Origin of the sequence: Nocardia sp. CA-107356 (assembly GCF_050946365.1) — a bacterium.
Lineage (GTDB): Bacteria > Actinomycetota > Actinomycetes > Mycobacteriales > Mycobacteriaceae > Nocardia.
On the sequence record NZ_CP191992.1, the window covers coordinates 3,128,836 to 3,145,868 of the forward strand.

Below are 17,033 nucleotides of genomic sequence, written 5' to 3' on the forward strand. Positions count from 1 at the left end.
TTGTGGCCGAGGTATTAACGGTTGCGGTAATTACTCGGTTCAGTGACTCAGAATCTTGCCGAGGAAATCCTTGGCGCGGTCGGACTTCGGCGCGGTGAAGAACACCTCGGGTGTGTCGTCCTCGACGATCAGCCCGTCCGCCATGAACAGCACGCGATTGCCCGCCTTGCGCGCGAAGCCCATCTCATGGGTGACGACGAGCATCGTCATCCCCTCCTTGGCCAGCGACACCATGACGTCGAGTACCTCGTTGACCATCTCCGGGTCCAATGCCGAGGTCGGCTCGTCGAACAGCATCACCTTCGGGCTCATCGCCAGCGCGCGGGCGATGGCCACACGTTGCTGCTGGCCGCCGGAGAGCTGCGCCGGATACTTCTCGGCCTGGTTGGCGATGCCCACGCGCTCGAGCAGCTCCATCGCGCGCTTGCGGGCGCCCTCCTTTTTCACCTTGCGAACCTTCAGCGGCGCGAGCATCACGTTCTCGACGATCGTCTTATGCGCGAAGAGGTTGAACGATTGGAACACCATGCCGACATCGGCGCGCAGTGCGGCAAGCGCGCGGCCCTCGGCGGGCAGCGGTACGCCGTCGATGGCGATATCGCCGGAGTCGATGGGCTCCAGTCGGTTGATGGTGCGGCACAGCGTCGACTTCCCGGACCCCGAGGGTCCGAGAACGATGACGACCTGCCCCTTGGGGACTTCGAGGTTGATATCGCGCAGCACGTGGAGATCACCGAAGTGCTTTTCCACATTGCGCATCGAAATCATCGGCGCGCTTGTGGCGGTGATGCTGGCGTCCCCGGTGTTGGCCAACCCGATTGTGTCGGGTGCGGTGGCGTCGTCGGTCATGGTCCAAGACCTTAAGCGGAAAACGGCGATTTGCCCGGGTTTCGGCGACACACCGTCACGCCGCGCCGATACGACACCGCGCTGTAACCCTTCCGATGCCGCCCGGCCGGGGCCCAGAGCCTGCGCCGATGCGCTGAAAGCCCGCATTGCCCGCCCCCGTACCCTGGATGGGTGGATTCGATCGGACAGGCAGTGTTGTCTCCCGCACCTTCGGCCGACGGCGGCACGCGCAGTTACGAGGTCCGCACCTTCGGTTGCCAGATGAACGTGCACGATTCCGAACGCTTGTCGGGCCTGCTCGAGGATGCGGGTTATGTGAAGGCCGCGCCCGGCGCGACGGCCGACCTCGTCGTCTTCAATACCTGCGCGGTGCGCGAGAACGCTGACAACAAGCTCTACGGCACCCTCGGCCACCTCGCGCCGATCAAGGCCGACCGGCCCGGTATGCAGATCGCCGTCGGCGGCTGCCTGGCGCAGAAGGACCGCGACACCGTCGTGCGCAAGGCGCCGTGGGTGGATGTGGTGTTCGGCACTCACAACATCGGCTCGTTGCCGGTGCTGCTGGAGCGGGCCCGCCACAATGCCGAGGCGCAGGTGGAGATCCTGGAATCGCTGGAGGCATTCCCGTCCAGCCTGCCCGCCAAGCGCGAATCCGCCTATGCTGGCTGGGTTTCCATCTCGGTGGGCTGCAACAACACCTGCACGTTCTGCATCGTGCCGTCGCTGCGCGGCAAGGAGGTCGACCGCCGTCCAGGTGATGTGCTCGCCGAGGTGCAGGCGCTGGTCGACCAGGGCGTGCTGGAAGTCACGCTGCTCGGCCAGAATGTGAACTCCTACGGCGCCTCCTTCGCCGATCCCGACGAGGCACGCGACCGCGGCGCATTCGCCAAACTGTTGCGCGCGGCCGGACGGATCGACGGGCTGGAGCGGGTTCGTTTCACCTCGCCGCATCCGGCCGAATTCACCGATGACGTGATCGAGGCGATGGCCGAGACCTCCAATGTCTGCCCGCAGCTGCACATGCCGCTGCAGTCCGGTTCGGATCGGGTCCTCAAGGCGATGCGCCGCTCCTATCGCAAGGCGCGCTACCTCGGCATCATCGAGAAGGTGCGTACCGCGATGCCGCATGCCGCGATCACCACCGACATCATCGTCGGCTTCCCCGGCGAAACCGAGGAGGACTTCCAGGAGACCCTGGATGTGGTCCGTCAGGCGCGGTTCACCAGCGCCTACACCTTCCAGTACTCCAAGCGCCCCGGCACACCGGCCGCGGATATGGCCGACCAGCTGCCGAAGGCGGTGGTCCAGGAACGCTATGACCGGCTGATCGTGCTGCAGGAGGAGATCTCCCTCGACGCGAACCGCGCGCTGATCGGCACCGAGGTCGAACTGCTCGTCGCCGAGGGCGCGGGTAAGAAGAACGCCGCGACCGCCCGCATGAGCGGCCGCGCCCGCGACGGCAGGCTCGTGCACTTCCGCCCCGACAGCGCGGCCGAGAAGATCCGCCCCGGCGACATCATCACCGTCGACATCACCGACGCGGCCCCGCACCACCTGATCGCCGACTCGGCCATCAAATCGCACCGCCGCACCCGCGCGGGCGACGCCCATGAACGCGGCATTACCCCGAAGACCGAACCCATCGGCGTCGGCCTCGGCCTACCCCGCATCGGTGCCCCCGCGCCGGAACCGGCAGCCGCGGGCTGCTCCACCGGTTGCGGCGTATGAGCATGCGAACCATAGGGGCCGCTCCCTTGGTGGTCACCGGCAGCAAGGTGGATCTGTGAGCATCCGGCCGGGTGACAACGGCGACGACCCGACGCGACGTGCTGGGGGAGCGGACGCCGCGTCCGGTCGCGAACACGGTGCGCCTGGGGTGAGTTCGTCCGCATCGAATTCGGCTGGTGCCGAAGCGGATAACGCGGCGCGGGGAGTCGAGGGGGTCGATCCGGCGTCCGGCCGCGAATACGGCAGCGGCTCGTCGACCCCGGACGAGGGCAGTGCCACAGGCATTCCGGCGTCGGGGTCGAGTGACAAAAAAGTAAGTACTACCGGACGTAGTGGGGCGGCTGAGGGTGCTGAGCGTGCTGATGGCACAGTGGACGCGGATAGGGCAGCGGATCACGAATCAGCCGAAGGGAACGAGGGCTCAGTGAACTCGGTCGACAGCAGCAACGACTTCGAGCAGTTCAAGGAAGAACTCGACGCCGTCGAGCGGCGCATCGCCGGAGAGATCGATCCTGGCGTGCGCGCGCTGGTTGTCGCGGGGGCGGTATTCCTGCTGCTGCTGTCGTTGGTGCTGTCGCACGCCGGGGGCGCCAGGGGATTCGATGTGTTGCTCGGCACCGACGCGGCTCGCGCGGAGCACATCGGTCTGCCATCGCGAATCTTCGTCTGGTTCGCCGTCCTGTTCGGCATCGGCTTCTCGCTGCTCGCGCTGATGACCCGCCGCTGGGTGCTCGCGTGGATCGCCGTCGCCGGTTCCGCCATCGGCAGCGTCTTCGGTGTCTTCTCGATCTGGCACCGCCAGACTCCCGGCCTCGGCAACTATCACGGCGCGGGCCCCGGCGTCGGCCTGATCCTCGGCGCGATTGCCATCATCGTCCTGACATTCCACTGGATCCGCGTCGTCTGGAGCCGCACCACACTGCAACTCGCCGCCGAAGAACAGCGCCGAAATGCCGCGGCCGCCGCCGAGGAGCGCGATCGACGCCGCCTCACCGGCGATTCCTGAACCCGATAGCCCGCTCGAGCGGGCCGCCGCGCCGAAGCGGCGTTGAGCGGGCACCTTTCCGCCGAATCTGGCAACTTCTGCCACCTAAAAGGGCATGCTCAGCGCAGTCGGCTCGACGAGGTGCCGCACGCCTTCGGCGGGCGGGCGGCGGTCGTCAGCGGTTGCTGACGGCGCCTTCCGCGGCGTCGGCCCATTCACGCCACTGCTTGGCCTGCTCCAGCGCCTTCTCGGCATCACGCTTGTTCCCCGCGGCGGTTGCCTTGGCGGCTTGCTCCTCGAACTGGGCCACCCGCTCGCGGAACTGTGCGGCTCGCGCCATTGCCTCCGGATCGGTGCGCCGCCACTGGGCGTCCACCGCGTCGCGGACTCGCTTTTCGATCGTGCGCAGCTTGCCTTCCAGCTCCTGGATGCGCTCGCGCGGCACCTTGCCGACCTCGTCCCACTTGTCCTGCAGTTCGCGCAGTGCGGCGCGCGCCGAGTCCAGGCCGTTGGCGGGATCGATGTGCTCGTATGCGCGCAGCAGCTCTTCCTTGGCGGCGGCATTGTGCTCGAACTCGGCGTCGCGTTCGGAGACGGCGGCATTGCGCGCCGCGAAGAAAACATCCTGGGCGCTCTTGAACCGCCGCCACAGCGCCTCGTCGGCCTCGCGCGGCGCCCGGCCAGCGGCCTTCCACTCGGCGAGCAGATCGCGGAACACACCGGCCGTGCCGACCCAGTCGGTGGAGCCGGAGAGCTCCTCGGCGCGCACGCAGAGTTCTTCCTTACGCGTCTTCGCGGCCGCGCGCTCGCGGTCGAGTTCAGCGAAGTGTGCGCCACGGCGCCGATTGAACGCCTCGCGTGCCTTGGAGTAGCGCTTCCACAGCGCGTCGTCGACCTTGCGGTCCACCCCGCGAATCGATTTCCACTCGTCGAGGATTTCGCGCAGTCGATCGCCCGCGGCCTTCCACTGGGTGGATTCGGTGGCGATCTTCTCGGCCTCGGCGCATAGCGCTTCCTTGCGCTCGGTGTGCTCGTGCCTGGCCTTTTCCTTCTCCTCCTTGGCGTGCGCCGCCGCCTCTTCGGAGTGTTCGGCAATGGCCTGCAGCCGTCGCGCCAGCCCGTCGATATCGCCGATAACGGCCGCGGTCGGCAGCGATTCGGCGATGGTGACCGCGGCGGCCTTGGTCTTGCGGGCATCCGCGCCAGCGGCCAGCCGCGCCTCGAGCAGCGCCACCTCGGTGGCCAGATCATCGAACCGGCGGCCGAAGTGCGCCAGCCCCTCGGTGGCGTCACCGGCCTGCCAGGACCCGACGACGTGCTCGCCGTCGGCGGTCTTCACCCAGGCGGTGCCGTCGTCGTCGACACGGCCCCAGGCGCTGGGATCGCTGACGGTCGGGACGACGACGGGATGCGGATGTTGGGCGGCCGGACCCGGCGCTGGCTTGATCGCATGCGGCTTCGGATGTGCTGTCGACCCACCTGGTTTGGGGGCCGCGGATGGTTTCGGGACCGCGGATGGTTTCGGGGCGGCGGAAGGTTTGGGGGCAGCGGCCTTCGGAGCATCCGAGGGGCGCGGCGTGCTGCCTGGGGTCGCTTTCGCCGTTCCATTGCTGTCGCTCATTGCTCCTCGTCCCTGCCGCGCGTCACGGCTGCCTGGTTACGCCCTAGCTCACTCCATTGAACCCGGTCCGAGCCCTGTAAACCATCGATCAATACCCTCCGACTGATGATTCCCAGGGAAATCAACCCGTGATGACCTGGGTTGTAGCACCTCGAACACTATCAATCTCGGCCAAGTTTGCGGCAGAGACACTCGAAGCCGGACGTTGTGCGGGGCGGCGACGGCGATGTGGATCGCTCATTCGGCCAACGACTACGGTTACGGCGTGTTCTCCATTGCGGCCCTGGTCCCGTCGCCGCCGATCCTGGTGCCCGAGCTCTGCGGCGGTTCGGCGCATGCGGCCGGGGCGGATCCCGACGATGCGCCAGCCGTGTTACGCGCGGCCGCGCTCACCGCGGTCGGCGCGTTGGCCGCGACGACTCGGCGCTGGACGGTCATCGGTGTGGGTGCAGGCGCGCAGGTCGTTGGCCAGAACACGGTCGGCACCTTCCGCGGTTTCGGTGCAGACGTCCAGGTCGCGCTGTCCGACGCCGCGCTGTCGCGAGCCCAGCACACTCCTGGCACAGCGGATCCGCAGCAGCCGCTGCCCGCCCTTATCGCCGGGTGGTTGCGTGGCCGGATCGCACCCGCGGCGGTCGCCCCGACCACGCTGGTCGCCGCCGATACCCCCGCCGATCGGTGCGCCCGGATCGGCGCGGACCTGCGTAGCGCTCTGGACGGCTCGCCCGAACCGACGGGCGTCTTGGTGGTTGCCGACGGCGCCGCGACCTTGACCCTCAAGGCGCCCGGCTATCTCGACGAGCGCGCCGCCGACGTGCAGCGCGAGTTGGACCGAGCGCTGGCTGCAGGTGATACGACCGGACTGCTCGCCTTGGATCCGGCATTGTGTGCCGAGCTGGCGCTATCCGGGCGAGCGGCCTACCAGGTGCTCGCTGGATTGTTCGCCGCGGATTCGAAAGCCCCTTACGTCGAAACCCTGTACAGCGATGCCCCGTTCGGCGTTGGGTATCAGGTGAGCGTCTGGCGGCCGAGTGCATCGGGAGGTGATTCGTGACCGACTCGGACTCGCATCCGACCGGCTCGGCGCCGGTGGACCCGGTGTCCGGCAATGTGATAGTCCCGATCGCCGTCGTCGGCCCCACCGCCACCGGCAAATCCGATCTCGGTCTCGATCTTGCCGAACGACTCGGCGGCGAAATCGTGAACATCGACGCGATGCAGCTCTACCGCGGCATGGACGTCGGCACCGCGAAACTCCTTCCGGCCGAACGCCGTGACATCCCGCATCACCAACTCGATGTCCTCGACATAACCGAAACCGCGACCGTCGCCGCCTACCAGGCCGCCGCGAGCGTGGACGTGCGCGAGATCATGGCCCGCGGGCGCACCCCGATCATCGTCGGCGGGTCGATGATGTATGTCCAAGCGCTGCTCGATGAGTGGGAGTTTCCGGCGACCGACCCCGCGGTCCGCGCGCGCTGGGAGGACCTGCTGGCCGAGCGTGGCGTCGGCGCGGTGCACGAAGCATTGCGATCGGCCGATCCGGCCGCCGCGGCGACCATCCTGCCCACCGACGGGCGCCGCATGGTGCGCGCGCTCGAGGTCGTCGAACTCACCGGCCGTCCGTTCGCGGCCTCGGCGCCCGCCATCGGACACCCGCGCTGGGAGACCGTGATCATCGGCGTCGACCGCGAGACGGCCGAACTCGACGCGCGGATCGAACTGCGCACCGCGCGGATGTTCGAGGCCGGTCTCGTCGACGAGGTCCGCGGTCTGATCGCTCGAGGCCTGCGCGAGGGTGTCACGGCGCGCCGGGCGATCGGCTACGCACAAGTCCTGTCATATCTGGACAACGAATACGACCTGAACCACGCACAAGAGCGCACCCTGATCGGCACCCGGCGCTACGTGCGGCGGCAGCGGTCGTGGTTCCGCCGCGATCCCAGGGTGCGTTGGGTGGACGGCGCCGATCCCGATCTGGTCGCGACCGCACTGTCTTTGCTCGAGAAGGAACGGACGCCGCAGTGACACGTCGTGTGAGTACCCGCAATGCCTCGGTGCAGGTGTGGCAGGCGTATCTGAACAACCGCACCAAACGCCACCGCGACGGCCGTTTCCTGGTGCAGGGCGTGCGTCCGATCACCCAGGCGATCGCCAACGACTGGCCGCTGGAAACGATGCTCTACCGGCTCGGCACGCCCGATCTGTCGAATTGGGCGCGCGAACTATTGGAGACCAGCGGCGTACCGCAGGTCGGCCTGGTTCCGGAACTGATGGCCGAACTCGGCGAAAAGTCCAGCAGTATACCGGAATTGGTGGCCGTCGCGGTATCGAAGCACGCCGAGCTCGACACCTTCGAACCCGGCGAACCCGGTGATGCCGCACCACCGGTCATGGTGGTCTTCGACCGCCCCAACTCGCCGGGCAATCTCGGCACACTTATCCGCTCCGCCGACGCGTTCGGCGCCAGCGGCATCATCGTCGCCGGCCACGGCGCCGATCAATACGACCCGCAGGCGGTGCGCGCGTCCACCGGTTCGCTATTCGCCATGCCGGTATTCCGTGCGGCCGGGCCCGCGCAGGTACTCGAATTCCGGGACCGGCAGGTGCGGCGCGGTATCCCGACTCGCATCGTCGGCACCGATGAGAACGGCGCGGACGCGGTCTTCGACTACGACTTCACCGAGGCGACCATCCTGGTCCTCGGCAATGAGACCAGCGGCATGAGCGCGGCCTGGCAGCAGGCCTGCGACGATATGGTCTACATCCCGATGGGCGGGACCGTCAGCTCGCTCGGCGCGCCTTCGGCCGCCGCGGTCGCGCTGTACGAAATTTCGCGGCAGCGCCGTACGTTGGTTCGAGGACGATAAGCAGGGAGAATTCGCGACGTGTCGGATATCGAGTTCACCAAGGGCCACGGCACCCAGAACGATTTCGTGGTGTTGCCCGATCCGCAGGTCCAACTGGACCTGACCGCGGACCGGGTGGCCGCGCTGTGCGATCGCCAGCGCGGACTCGGCGCGGACGGTGTACTGCGGGTGGCGCGCGCGGGTGCGCTGCGGGATGCGGGTGTGCTAGCGGAGATCCCGGAGGGTGTCGCCGAGTCCGACTGGTTCATGGATTACCGCAATGCCGACGGCTCGATCGCCGAGATGTGCGGCAACGGGGTGCGGGTATTCGCGCATTATCTCGCGGCCAACGGGCTCGAGGCGCGGTCGGACTATGTCGTCGGCAGTCGAGCCGGGGCCCGTCCGGTCACCGTGCACAGTGCCGGGCCGGTCAACGGCGAGGTCACTGTCGGTATGGGTATCGTGCGCGAATTGGGCGCGTCGACCGCCACCATCGGTGGCTGGGCGCTTCCCGGCATCGGCATCGATGTAGGCAATCCGCACCTGGCCTGCGTCGACGCGAGCCTGTCCGCTGACGCGCTCGCCAAACTCGACCTCACCGTCGCCCCCGGATTCGACCCGGATCTGTTCCCGCAGGGTGTGAATGTCGAGATTCTGACCGGACTGGTCGACGGTGCGGTCGATATGCGCGTCTACGAACGCGGCGTCGGCGAAACCCGGTCCTGTGGAACCGGAACCGTCGCCGCCGCGGCAGCTGCCTTGGCTGCCGACGGTTTCCACATCGCCACCGACAGCGGCGAGGTCCGGGTCCGGGTCCCCGGCGGTACGGTCACCGTCCGCCTCGCCGACGGTGCGGCATGGTTGCGCGGCCCATCGGTACTGGTGGCGACCGGTCGGATCGCCGAAAACTGGTGGAAGTCCGCTTAGCCGATACTCGCGTGGCCTCGGTCCACACCGGCCTACGCGCTCCGCAGTGCTCGGACATCACAGCCGGTACCGAGAACGGCGACTGTCGATGCCATCGGCATCGACAACCATCAGCGCACACCGAATCTTCGGTACCACCGTGGACAACCTCAGCGGGGCCACTCCCACGATCGGGGTGGTCGCCCAATACCCGGAGCTGAGCGGTGATATCGGACTGGGATCACGACCTGCGGATTCGGTCCGCCGTTCGCTGGTAGCCGAACCGCGGACACCGTATCGGGGTCGAGGGGTCGCCCGAATCGGGGGCAGAACCACCGGCGTCGGCCGTGTCGGGGGATAACCGAATGCGCATACGTCGGCTGACGTGGCAGCATGGATGTTGTATGACGAAATCAAAGACTTATGAATTCACTCCGGCCGCCGACGACAATGACTTCGTCGAGGCCGTCGAGGACACGACGGAAGACACCGGTGACGTAGTAGCCGAGCACGCCGCGCGGATGAAGCGGTCCGGGTGGACCGCTGATCCGACGGTCGGCGAGATGCAGCTCGACGAACGCTCCTCGCTACGGCGGGTCGCGGGTCTGTCCACCGAGCTCACCGATATCACCGAGGTCGAGTACCGGCAGCTGCGCCTGGAACGGGTCGTGCTGGTCGGGGTCTGGACCGCGGGCACCGCCACCCAGGCCGAGGCGAGCATGGCCGAACTGGCCGCACTGGCCGAGACCGCTGGTTCGGAGGTCCTGGAGGCGTTGATCCAACGTCGTGACAAGCCGGACCCGGCCACTTACATCGGTTCCGGTAAGGCCGACGAACTGCGCGCCGTGGTGCTCGAGTCCGGTGCCGACACGGTGATCTGCGACGGTGAACTGACACCCGCGCAGCTGACCGCGCTGGAGAAGGTCGTCAAGGTCAAGGTGATCGACCGGACCGCGCTGATCCTCGATATCTTCGCCCAGCACGCGACCTCCAGCGAGGGCAAGGCGCAGGTCTCGCTGGCCCAGATGGAATACATGCTGCCGCGACTGCGCGGCTGGGGTGAGTCCATGTCCCGCCAGGCCGGTGGTCGTGCGGGTGGCAACGGTGGTGGTGTGGGTCTGCGTGGTCCCGGTGAGACCAAGATCGAGACCGACCGCCGTCGCATCCGCGAGCGAATGGCCAAGCTGCGCCGCGAGATTCGCGAGATGAAAACCGCACGCGACACCAAGCGGGCGCGCCGCACCTCCAGCGGTATCCCGTCGGTGGCGATCGTCGGCTACACGAATGCGGGCAAATCCAGTTTGATGAACGCGCTGACCGGCGCGGGCCTGCTGGTCCAGGACGCACTGTTCGCGACCCTGGATCCGACCACCCGCCGTGCCGAACTGGACGACGGCCGCGAGGTCGTCTTCACCGACACCGTCGGTTTCGTGCGGCATCTGCCGACCCAGTTGGTCGAGGCGTTCCGATCGACCCTGGAGGAGGTGACCGGCGCCGATCTGCTGTTGCACGTCGTCGACGGCTCCGACGCGCTGCCCGCCGAACAGATCAAGGCGGTCCGCGAGGTGATCACCGATGTGATCAAGCAGTCGGGCACGCCAGCGCCGCCGGAACTGTTGGTGGTCAACAAGATCGATGCCGTCGACACCGTCGAGCTCACCCGGTTGCGCGCCATGCTGCCCGACGCGTCCTATGTATCCGCGCACAAGGGCACCGGTATCGACGAACTGCGCGAGCGCCTGGCGGAAGTGCTGGGTGGCCTCGATGTCGAGATCAGCGTGCTGCTGCCGTACACCCGCGGCGATCTGCTCGCCCGCATCCACGCGGATGGGCGCATCACCACTTCCGAGCACGAAGAGGGCGGCACCAGGGTTCATGCGCGAGTTCCGCACGCACTGGCCGCGGCACTGTCGCAGTACGCGCACGCCGGTGGTTCGGCGCAAACCCATGGATCGGGTGCAGTCGAGACCGATGGGTCCGCGCACTGAGTTGGCGGCCAGCGACCGGCGAGCAGCCGGTGATATCGCTGATGGCAGTCGCTGGTCGGTGGAGGACGCAGCGGCGTCGGCCCAGGTCGTTGACAGACCGGCCGGTCGGTAGCGTATCCCGGGCACATCCAGTGCGACACAGGCGAATTCGTTGCGCTATCGTCATCGAATCGACATCAGGAGGGTTCAATGTCGCATGACCACTCCGGTGCGGCCGATTCCGGTGATCGGCGCTCCGGTGATTCGGCGCTCGCCACGCCCGTGCTGAGCGACGGTGCGCCACTATCGGTTTCGCTCACCGACACCGATATGCGGGTGCTCGACACGCTGCTCGCGCCGCTGCGTGCGTGGACGAGTCCGCGGTTCTACGGCCTGGAGAATATTCCGGCCGAGGGCCCGGTCTTGCTGGTCGGCAACCACAATCTGATGGGCGGTATCGATGCGCCGCTGTTGCTGCCCGAGGTGCTGCGCCGTCGCGGGCGGCTGATCCGCGGGCTCGCCGAGAACGTGCTCATCAACGTGCCCGGCATCCGTCAGCTGCTGCACCATTTCGGCACGGTGCGCGGCAATCGCCGCAACTGCCTCGCGCTGCTGGCCCGCGGCGAAGCTGTCATCGTCTTTCCTGGCGGCGGCCGAGAAGCGGTGCGCCACAAGAACGAAAAGTACGTCCTCAAATGGGAGGGTCGCTCCGGCTTCGCGCATATGGCGATCGAAGCGGGCGCGCCGATCGTGCCGGTGGCGATGATCGGTGTCGACGATGCCTACGACATCGTCTTCGACGGCGACCATCCGGTCATGCGTCCGCTGCGCTGGGCCGTCGAGGCACTCGGCCTGAACCGTGAGCTGACGCCGCCGCTGATCCGAGGCGTCGGCCCAACCGGCATCCCACGCCCCGAGCGCTTCTACTTCTCCGCCGGTGCGCCGATCGATCCGACGCCATGGCGGGACGCAGCCGATAAGCATGCGGCCGCGGTGGAATTGCGTGACGTGGTGCGCAAGGAACTCGAGGAGGAACTGCGGTTCCTGTTCAGTGAGCGCGATCGTGATCCGGGTCGCACCCTGCTCGGCCGACTGCGCAGTCTGTTCTGAGTCTGCTCTCAGTTATTTGTCAGTAACTCTCCTTTACGCTGACCGAATGGTTGGTACGAGAGGGCGAATGGCGGCAGTAGCGGGTGTAGCCGCGGTGCTGGTGGGATTCCCCGCCGCATCGGGCGGATTCCTCGCATCTGCCTCGGCGGATCCGATCACCTCATCCGGCAAACTGCTGGCCTCGCCACGCTCATCCGATGGCTCCCATGTCGCCGAGGTCGCGGTCAGGGATGGCCGCAATCTGACCCTGCAGGTGTATTCGGCCGCCATGGGCAAGAACATCGAGATCCAGGTGCAGCGTCCCGCCGACACCTCGGTCCCGCGCCCGACCCTGTACCTGCTCAATGGCGCGGGCGGCGGTGAAGACGAGGCGACCTGGCAGGAGCAGACCGATGCCGCGCAGTTCTTCGACGACAAAAATGTGAATGTGATCACACCAGTCGGCGGCAAGTGGAGCTACTACACCGACTGGCGAGCACGGGATCCGGTGCTCGGCGTGAACAAGTGGAAGACCTTCCTCACCGAGGAGTTGCCGCCGCTCATCGACAGCGGGCTCGGCGCGAACGGCACCAATGCGATCGCGGGCCTGTCGATGTCGGGCACGTCGGTGCTGCAGCTGCCGATTGCCGCGCCGGGCCTCTACAAATCGGTGGGCGCCTACAGTGGTTGCGCGCAGATCTCCGATCCGGTCGGCTACAACTTCGCCAATACCGTAGTCGCGTTGGGCGGTGGAGATTCGGCGAATATGTATGGGCCGCAAGATGATCCGATGTGGGCCGCGAACGACCCATACGTGCACGCCGACCAGCTGCGCGGCCTGAACCTGTTCATCTCCGACGGCAGCGGTATGCCGGGCCGGTGGGATAAGCTCAACGGCCCGCACACTCTGCCCGGTGTCATTGGCCTCGCCAACCAGCTCGCCGTCGGCGGCCCGATCGAGGCCGCGAGCAACTACTGCACGCACAATCTGCAGAACCGGCTCAACCAACTCGGCATCCCGGCCACCTATGACATCCAGGGCAGCGGAACCCACTCCTGGGGTTACTGGGAGGACGCGCTGAAGGCCTCATGGCCGGTGCTCGCGCAGGGGCTCGGGCTGCCTGCCTGATCGGCCCTGTTTGCCGATCGGCTCGCAGAATTGCCTCCGCCGGTCCAGGTGAGACCACGATTTCTGGACCAGAAGTAAACGATGGTTCTCGTTCCGGGTACCGTATGTAGCAACGACGGGTCGGTGTGGACCGGCCGTGTGGTCACTAGGAGGTTGGCGTGGAGCGCACACTGTTCGAACCCGAACACGAGCTGTTCCGGGAGTCGTTCCGCAAGTTTCTCGATCAGCACGTCGCGCCGAATCACGCGAAGTGGGAAGAGCAGGGCATCGTCGATCGCGAGGTCTGGCTCGAGGCCGGTAAACAGGGATTCCTCGGCATGGCCATGCCGGAGGAGTACGGCGGCGGCGGGGTCAAGGACTTCCGCTACAACGCCATCGTGGCCGAGGAATCCGTCCGCGGCCAATACTCGGGTCTCGGCTTCGCCCTGCACAACGATGTGATCGCCCCTTACCTGCTCGAACTCGCCAATGACGAGCAGAAGCAGCGCTGGCTGCCCGGCTTCTGTTCCGGCGAGATCATCACCGCCATCGCCATGACCGAACCCGGTACCGGCTCCGACCTCCAGGGCATCAAGACCCGCGCGGTCAAGGACGGCGACGACTGGATCCTCAACGGCGCCAAGACCTTCATCACCAACGGCATCAACTCCGATATCATCATCGTCGTCGCCCAGACCGATTCGACCAAGGGTGCGATGGGCTTCAGCCTGCTCGTCGTGGAACGCGGCATGCCCGGCTTCGAACGCGGTCGCAATCTCGACAAGCTCGGCCTCAAGGCGCAGGACACCGCCGAGTTGAGCTTCACCGATGTCCGCGTCCCAGGCAAGAACCTGCTCGGCACCGAGGGCATGGGCTTCATCCACCTGATGCACAATCTGCCGCAGGAACGCCTGTCGATCGCCGTCATGGCGGCCGCGGCCATGGAGGCCTGCCTGGAGATGACCATCCAGTACGTCCGCGACCGCAAGGCCTTCGGCAAGCCCATCGGCGCACTGCAGAACACTCGCTTCGTGCTCGCCGAACTGGCGACCAAGACCACCGCCGTCCGCGTCCTGGTCGACCGTTTCATCGAAGACCTCAACGCGGGCAAGCTCTCGGTCGAGGATGCCGCGATGGCCAAGTGGTGGAGCACCGAGGAGCAGATCGACCTCATCGACCGCTGCCTGCAATTGCACGGCGGCTACGGCTACATGAAGGAATACCCGATCGCCAAGGCCTACATGGATGCTCGCGTCCAGACCATCTACGGCGGCACCACCGAGATCATGAAGGAAATCATCGGGCGTTCGCTGAAACTGTCCTGACCGCAGTCGGTTTCGACTCCAGTCGGTGGCGTTCGTCCTGCCTCCGGCTGGAGTTTCCGTCGAGGTCGACTCGTCCGATCGCGGATCGGTTTGCATCGACGGTCGAAGTTGTCTAGTCCTGTAAGCGGGCCATCGAGGCTCGAGCGGCAGGCACAGCGGCTCCGCGGACCATCGACGGAAGACGGGTTGGGCACAGTGATCGAGCGGGTCGCCGGGCAGGGGCGCCAAGAGGTACACACCTTCGGGACAAGCGCGTTCGCGACGACAACCGATGGCCGTCGGCTGCACTATATGGTGCGCGGATCGGGTAGTCCGACCGTCGTATTCGAGTCCGGCATGGGTTTCTCACGGTCGATCTGGGGGCTTGTGCAGCCGGTAGTCGCCGAGCGCGTGCGCGCTGTTGTCTACGATCGGGCCGGGACCGGGCGCAGCGATGACGATCCACAACCGCGCACGCTCGACCGGATGGCCGACGATCTGACCGCCGTCCTGCGGGAACTGGGGCAGGGCCCGTTCATTCTCGTCGGGCACAGTTGGGGCGGTCCCATCGTCCGCGTCGCCGCGAGGGCGAATCCCGCCGGCATTCAGGGCATCGTGCTGGTCGATCAGAGCGATGAGAATTGCGACCTGTATTTCCTGCCTTCGGCCGAAAAACGGTACGCGATGACCCGGGTCCTGATGCCCACACTCGCCGGGTCCGGCCTCTACCGGCTACTCGGCAGCCGGATGGGCGGTAAACAACCCGCCGATATCGCCGCTGACCATCGCGCCGAGGATTTCACGATGCGGGCCGCGCGAACCATGATCGCCGAACAGGACCAATTCAGCGCGGGTTTGCGAGAACTCCGCGAACAGCCGCATGAACTCGGTGCCCTCGATGTCAGCGTCATCACCGGCACGAAACTGCCACGGCTCGACAAGCTCACCCGAACGGCGCTGACCGCCGCCCATCGCCGCACCGCGGCCGCCTTTCCCGCCGGTCGGCTGGTCGAGGCGCAGCGCTCAGGTCATCTCATCATGTTCACCGAGCCGGAGTTGATCGTCGAGGAGATCTTGCGCATCGCGGGCCGCGACGCCGACTAGCTAGGACGCTTCTCCCGATGTCCAGATCCTGGACGCGCAGATCGAGGGCAATCCGACGGCACGTATCGGATGTTCGCGGGCTACTACGTCGTTCGCGACGGCGTGATCGTCTCGGCTTCCATCCGAGTGGCCTGACCGCCGAGCAGGGTGGCGATGGTCCCGGGGGGCCAGCCGAGATCCGCGCCCGGGCGGGTGGTGAGGTAGGTGGCGATTTCCTCGACGGTCCAGCCGTGGGATTCGGTGAGGCCCGCCGCGAGATGGCGGATATAGGCGGCCGATGGCGGGTTGCCGGGGAGGTCGGTGTAGCGCCAGGGCGCGGTGATGGTGAGGATGGGGTGGCCTTCGAAAGTGCCGGTGTAGACAAGAGTTTCGTAGCGGCCGGGGCCCAAGGTGAGGCGGCCGTTGGTGATCGCGTCGGTGAGGTCCAGATCGGTGCCGGGTGCTCGGTACATCTCCTGGGCGGCGATATCGGAGAACTGGGCGATGGTGACGAGGTGGGCGCGGGCGGCGGTTTCGCCGGGGACGTCCGGATCATAGAAGGCGCGGCCGCCGGTCCAGGTCAGCGATTCGGTGGCGAAGTATTGCAGGCCGGGGAGCGTGATCGGCACGGATCGGAGCGGATCGGCCGGGTCACGACAGCCGGGCAGTGTCACTGCGCCACCGTCGGGTGTGCCGCCGGCGAGGTAGCAGCGAAAGCGGCTCATGTGCATATTCGAGCCGTAGGACGCGTACCACACCGTGGCGGTCACGGTGCTGATCTGGGCATCGCACCCACCTTCTGGTCGGGATCGCCTATAACCCGAGCATGCCACGGGTGGGTTACCCGCGTCGCGCGCCAGGCGGTCTGGCTGTCTCAGGCGCGCCGGGCCACCGTGAGCACATCCGGCACCATCGAATTCGGCAGCGGCCGACGTACCGGCCGCTGCTCGGTGATGGTGAATCCGGCCGCCTCGACCAGCGAGCGTATCTCGTCCGGCGACGGAAAGTACGCCAGTCCCTGTACCGCGGGTGGCTGCAAAGCCATGGCCCAGCGGCCGCGCGGGTTATTGATCACGATCGCGAGCAGCCCGCCGGGAACGAGGATCCGATGGAACTCCGCGAGCGCCGCCGCGTGGTCGAAGAAGTGGAACGCGTGCGTGGATACCACCGCCTGCACCGCGCCGTCGGGCAACCCGAGATCCTCGGCCTGTCGATTGCGCCACTGCACCCGGTCCGAACGGGTCTTCGCCTGCTTCAACATTCCCGCCGACGCATCGCAGCCGTACACCACCTCCGGCCGGAGTTCGTGTGCGATGCGCGCGGCGAGAATGCCGGTGCCGCAACCGATATCGGCGATCCGACGCGCCCCGGCAAGCCGCAACTGGGCGATGATCTCATCCTGCGGCGGGCGGTAGGCCAGGCGCTGCAGAATCGGGAAGTTGTAGAGCTGCGCGGCCCGGTTCCAACCGTGCGTCACCAGCCTGTTGAGGGCTCGCGCGGGCGCATGGTACGTGGCAGACATGGGGGTCCTTCCGAAAGGCTCA

Annotated in this window: 15 protein-coding genes; 11 read left to right on the plus strand and 4 right to left on the minus strand. The window is 66.9% G+C overall.

Annotation, left to right across the window (positions count from 1 at the left end; translation table 11 throughout):
- Positions 1-39: 39 nt before the first annotated feature.
- The gene (locus ACQP1G_RS13975; protein WP_433208480.1) at positions 40-768 is read right to left on the minus strand and encodes an amino acid ABC transporter ATP-binding protein; all 729 of its coding nucleotides are present in this window, start codon (positions 766-768) and stop codon (positions 40-42) included.
- A 252-nt stretch (positions 769-1,020) separates the two neighbouring features.
- Here ACQP1G_RS13975 and miaB point away from each other — a divergent pair, with 252 nt between their 5' ends.
- Together miaB and ACQP1G_RS13985 are read left to right on the plus strand one after the other, a co-directional pair.
- Complete coding sequence (gene miaB, locus ACQP1G_RS13980) at positions 1,021-2,577, plus strand: tRNA (N6-isopentenyl adenosine(37)-C2)-methylthiotransferase MiaB (RefSeq protein ID WP_433203371.1); 1,557 nt, start codon at positions 1,021-1,023, stop codon at positions 2,575-2,577.
- A gap of 424 nt (positions 2,578-3,001) precedes the next feature.
- Entirely contained in the window at positions 3,002-3,583 is a 582-nt protein-coding gene (locus tag ACQP1G_RS13985) for an Rv2732c family membrane protein (RefSeq protein WP_433203374.1), read from the plus strand.
- Between the two features lie 154 nt (positions 3,584-3,737).
- Here ACQP1G_RS13985 and ACQP1G_RS13990 read toward each other — a convergent pair whose 3' ends face one another.
- On the minus strand, positions 3,738-5,183 hold the full coding sequence (locus ACQP1G_RS13990) for a DUF349 domain-containing protein (RefSeq protein ID WP_433203377.1): 1,446 nt from the start codon (positions 5,181-5,183) through the stop codon (positions 3,738-3,740).
- A 265-nt stretch (positions 5,184-5,448) separates the two neighbouring features.
- On the opposite strand from ACQP1G_RS13990, the gene ACQP1G_RS13995 reads away from it, so the two are divergent.
- The 9 genes from ACQP1G_RS13995 to ACQP1G_RS14035 all read left to right on the plus strand — a co-directional run bounded on the left by ACQP1G_RS13995 (position 5,449) and on the right by ACQP1G_RS14035 (position 15,510).
- Positions 5,449-6,237 carry a hypothetical protein gene (locus ACQP1G_RS13995; protein WP_433208483.1) on the plus strand — a complete coding sequence of 263 codons (789 nt, stop codon included), beginning with the start codon at positions 5,449-5,451 and terminating at the stop codon, positions 6,235-6,237.
- Between the two features lie 56 nt (positions 6,238-6,293).
- Positions 6,294-7,211 (plus strand): tRNA (adenosine(37)-N6)-dimethylallyltransferase MiaA, encoded by a 918-nt coding sequence (miaA, locus tag ACQP1G_RS14000; protein WP_433208486.1) that lies wholly within the window; start codon positions 6,294-6,296, stop codon positions 7,209-7,211.
- Positions 7,208-8,053: a TrmH family RNA methyltransferase gene (locus tag ACQP1G_RS14005; RefSeq protein WP_433203380.1), complete on the plus strand. Its 846-nt coding sequence runs from the start codon at positions 7,208-7,210 to the stop codon at positions 8,051-8,053. The genes miaA and ACQP1G_RS14005 overlap by 4 nt, the downstream gene beginning before the upstream one ends.
- A 27-nt stretch (positions 8,054-8,080) precedes the next feature.
- Complete coding sequence (dapF, locus tag ACQP1G_RS14010; RefSeq protein ID WP_433208489.1) at positions 8,081-8,959, plus strand: diaminopimelate epimerase; 879 nt, start codon at positions 8,081-8,083, stop codon at positions 8,957-8,959.
- A 500-nt stretch (positions 8,960-9,459) separates the two neighbouring features.
- On the plus strand, positions 9,460-10,926 hold the full coding sequence (gene hflX, locus ACQP1G_RS14015; protein ID WP_433208492.1) for a GTPase HflX: 1,467 nt from the start codon (positions 9,460-9,462) through the stop codon (positions 10,924-10,926).
- A 189-nt stretch (positions 10,927-11,115) separates the two neighbouring features.
- Positions 11,116-12,015, plus strand: a complete 900-nt coding sequence (locus ACQP1G_RS14020; protein WP_433203383.1) for a lysophospholipid acyltransferase family protein — start codon at positions 11,116-11,118, stop codon at positions 12,013-12,015.
- Positions 12,016-12,082: 67 nt separating this feature from the next.
- Positions 12,083-13,123 carry an alpha/beta hydrolase gene (locus tag ACQP1G_RS14025; protein ID WP_433203386.1) on the plus strand — a complete coding sequence of 347 codons (1,041 nt, stop codon included), beginning with the start codon at positions 12,083-12,085 and terminating at the stop codon, positions 13,121-13,123.
- Positions 13,124-13,281: 158 nt separating this feature from the next.
- On the plus strand, positions 13,282-14,427 hold the full coding sequence (locus tag ACQP1G_RS14030) for an acyl-CoA dehydrogenase family protein (protein ID WP_433203389.1): 1,146 nt from the start codon (positions 13,282-13,284) through the stop codon (positions 14,425-14,427).
- A 195-nt stretch (positions 14,428-14,622) separates the two neighbouring features.
- Positions 14,623-15,510, plus strand: coding sequence for an alpha/beta fold hydrolase (locus ACQP1G_RS14035; RefSeq protein WP_433208495.1), 888 nt, complete (start codon positions 14,623-14,625; stop codon positions 15,508-15,510).
- Between the two features lie 83 nt (positions 15,511-15,593).
- Here ACQP1G_RS14035 and ACQP1G_RS14040 read toward each other — a convergent pair whose 3' ends face one another.
- Both ACQP1G_RS14040 and ACQP1G_RS14045 read right to left on the minus strand, forming a co-directional pair.
- A complete protein-coding gene (locus tag ACQP1G_RS14040) occupies positions 15,594-16,259 on the minus strand; it encodes a histone deacetylase (protein ID WP_433203392.1) in 666 nt (221 codons plus the stop codon).
- A gap of 104 nt (positions 16,260-16,363) precedes the next feature.
- Entirely contained in the window at positions 16,364-17,011 is a 648-nt protein-coding gene (locus ACQP1G_RS14045) for a class I SAM-dependent methyltransferase (protein ID WP_433203395.1), read from the minus strand.
- Between the last annotated feature and the right edge of the window lie 22 nt (positions 17,012-17,033).

What these genes read in the sequence shown, in the direction of transcription:
- ACQP1G_RS14025 (WP_433203386.1), top strand. Translation starts at nt 12,083, where the DNA reads ATGGCGGCAGTAGCGGGTGTAGCCGCGGTGCTGGTGGGATTCCCCGCC.
- ACQP1G_RS13990 (WP_433203377.1), bottom strand. Translation starts at nt 5,183, where the DNA reads ATGAGCGACAGCAATGGAACGGCGAAAGCGACCCCAGGCAGCACGCCG.
- ACQP1G_RS14020 (WP_433203383.1), top strand. Translation starts at nt 11,116, where the DNA reads ATGTCGCATGACCACTCCGGTGCGGCCGATTCCGGTGATCGGCGCTCC.
- hflX (WP_433208492.1), top strand. Translation starts at nt 9,460, where the DNA reads ATGAAGCGGTCCGGGTGGACCGCTGATCCGACGGTCGGCGAGATGCAG.
- ACQP1G_RS13975 (WP_433208480.1), bottom strand. Translation starts at nt 768, where the DNA reads ATGATTTCGATGCGCAATGTGGAAAAGCACTTCGGTGATCTCCACGTG.
- ACQP1G_RS14045 (WP_433203395.1), bottom strand. Translation starts at nt 17,011, where the DNA reads ATGTCTGCCACGTACCATGCGCCCGCGCGAGCCCTCAACAGGCTGGTG.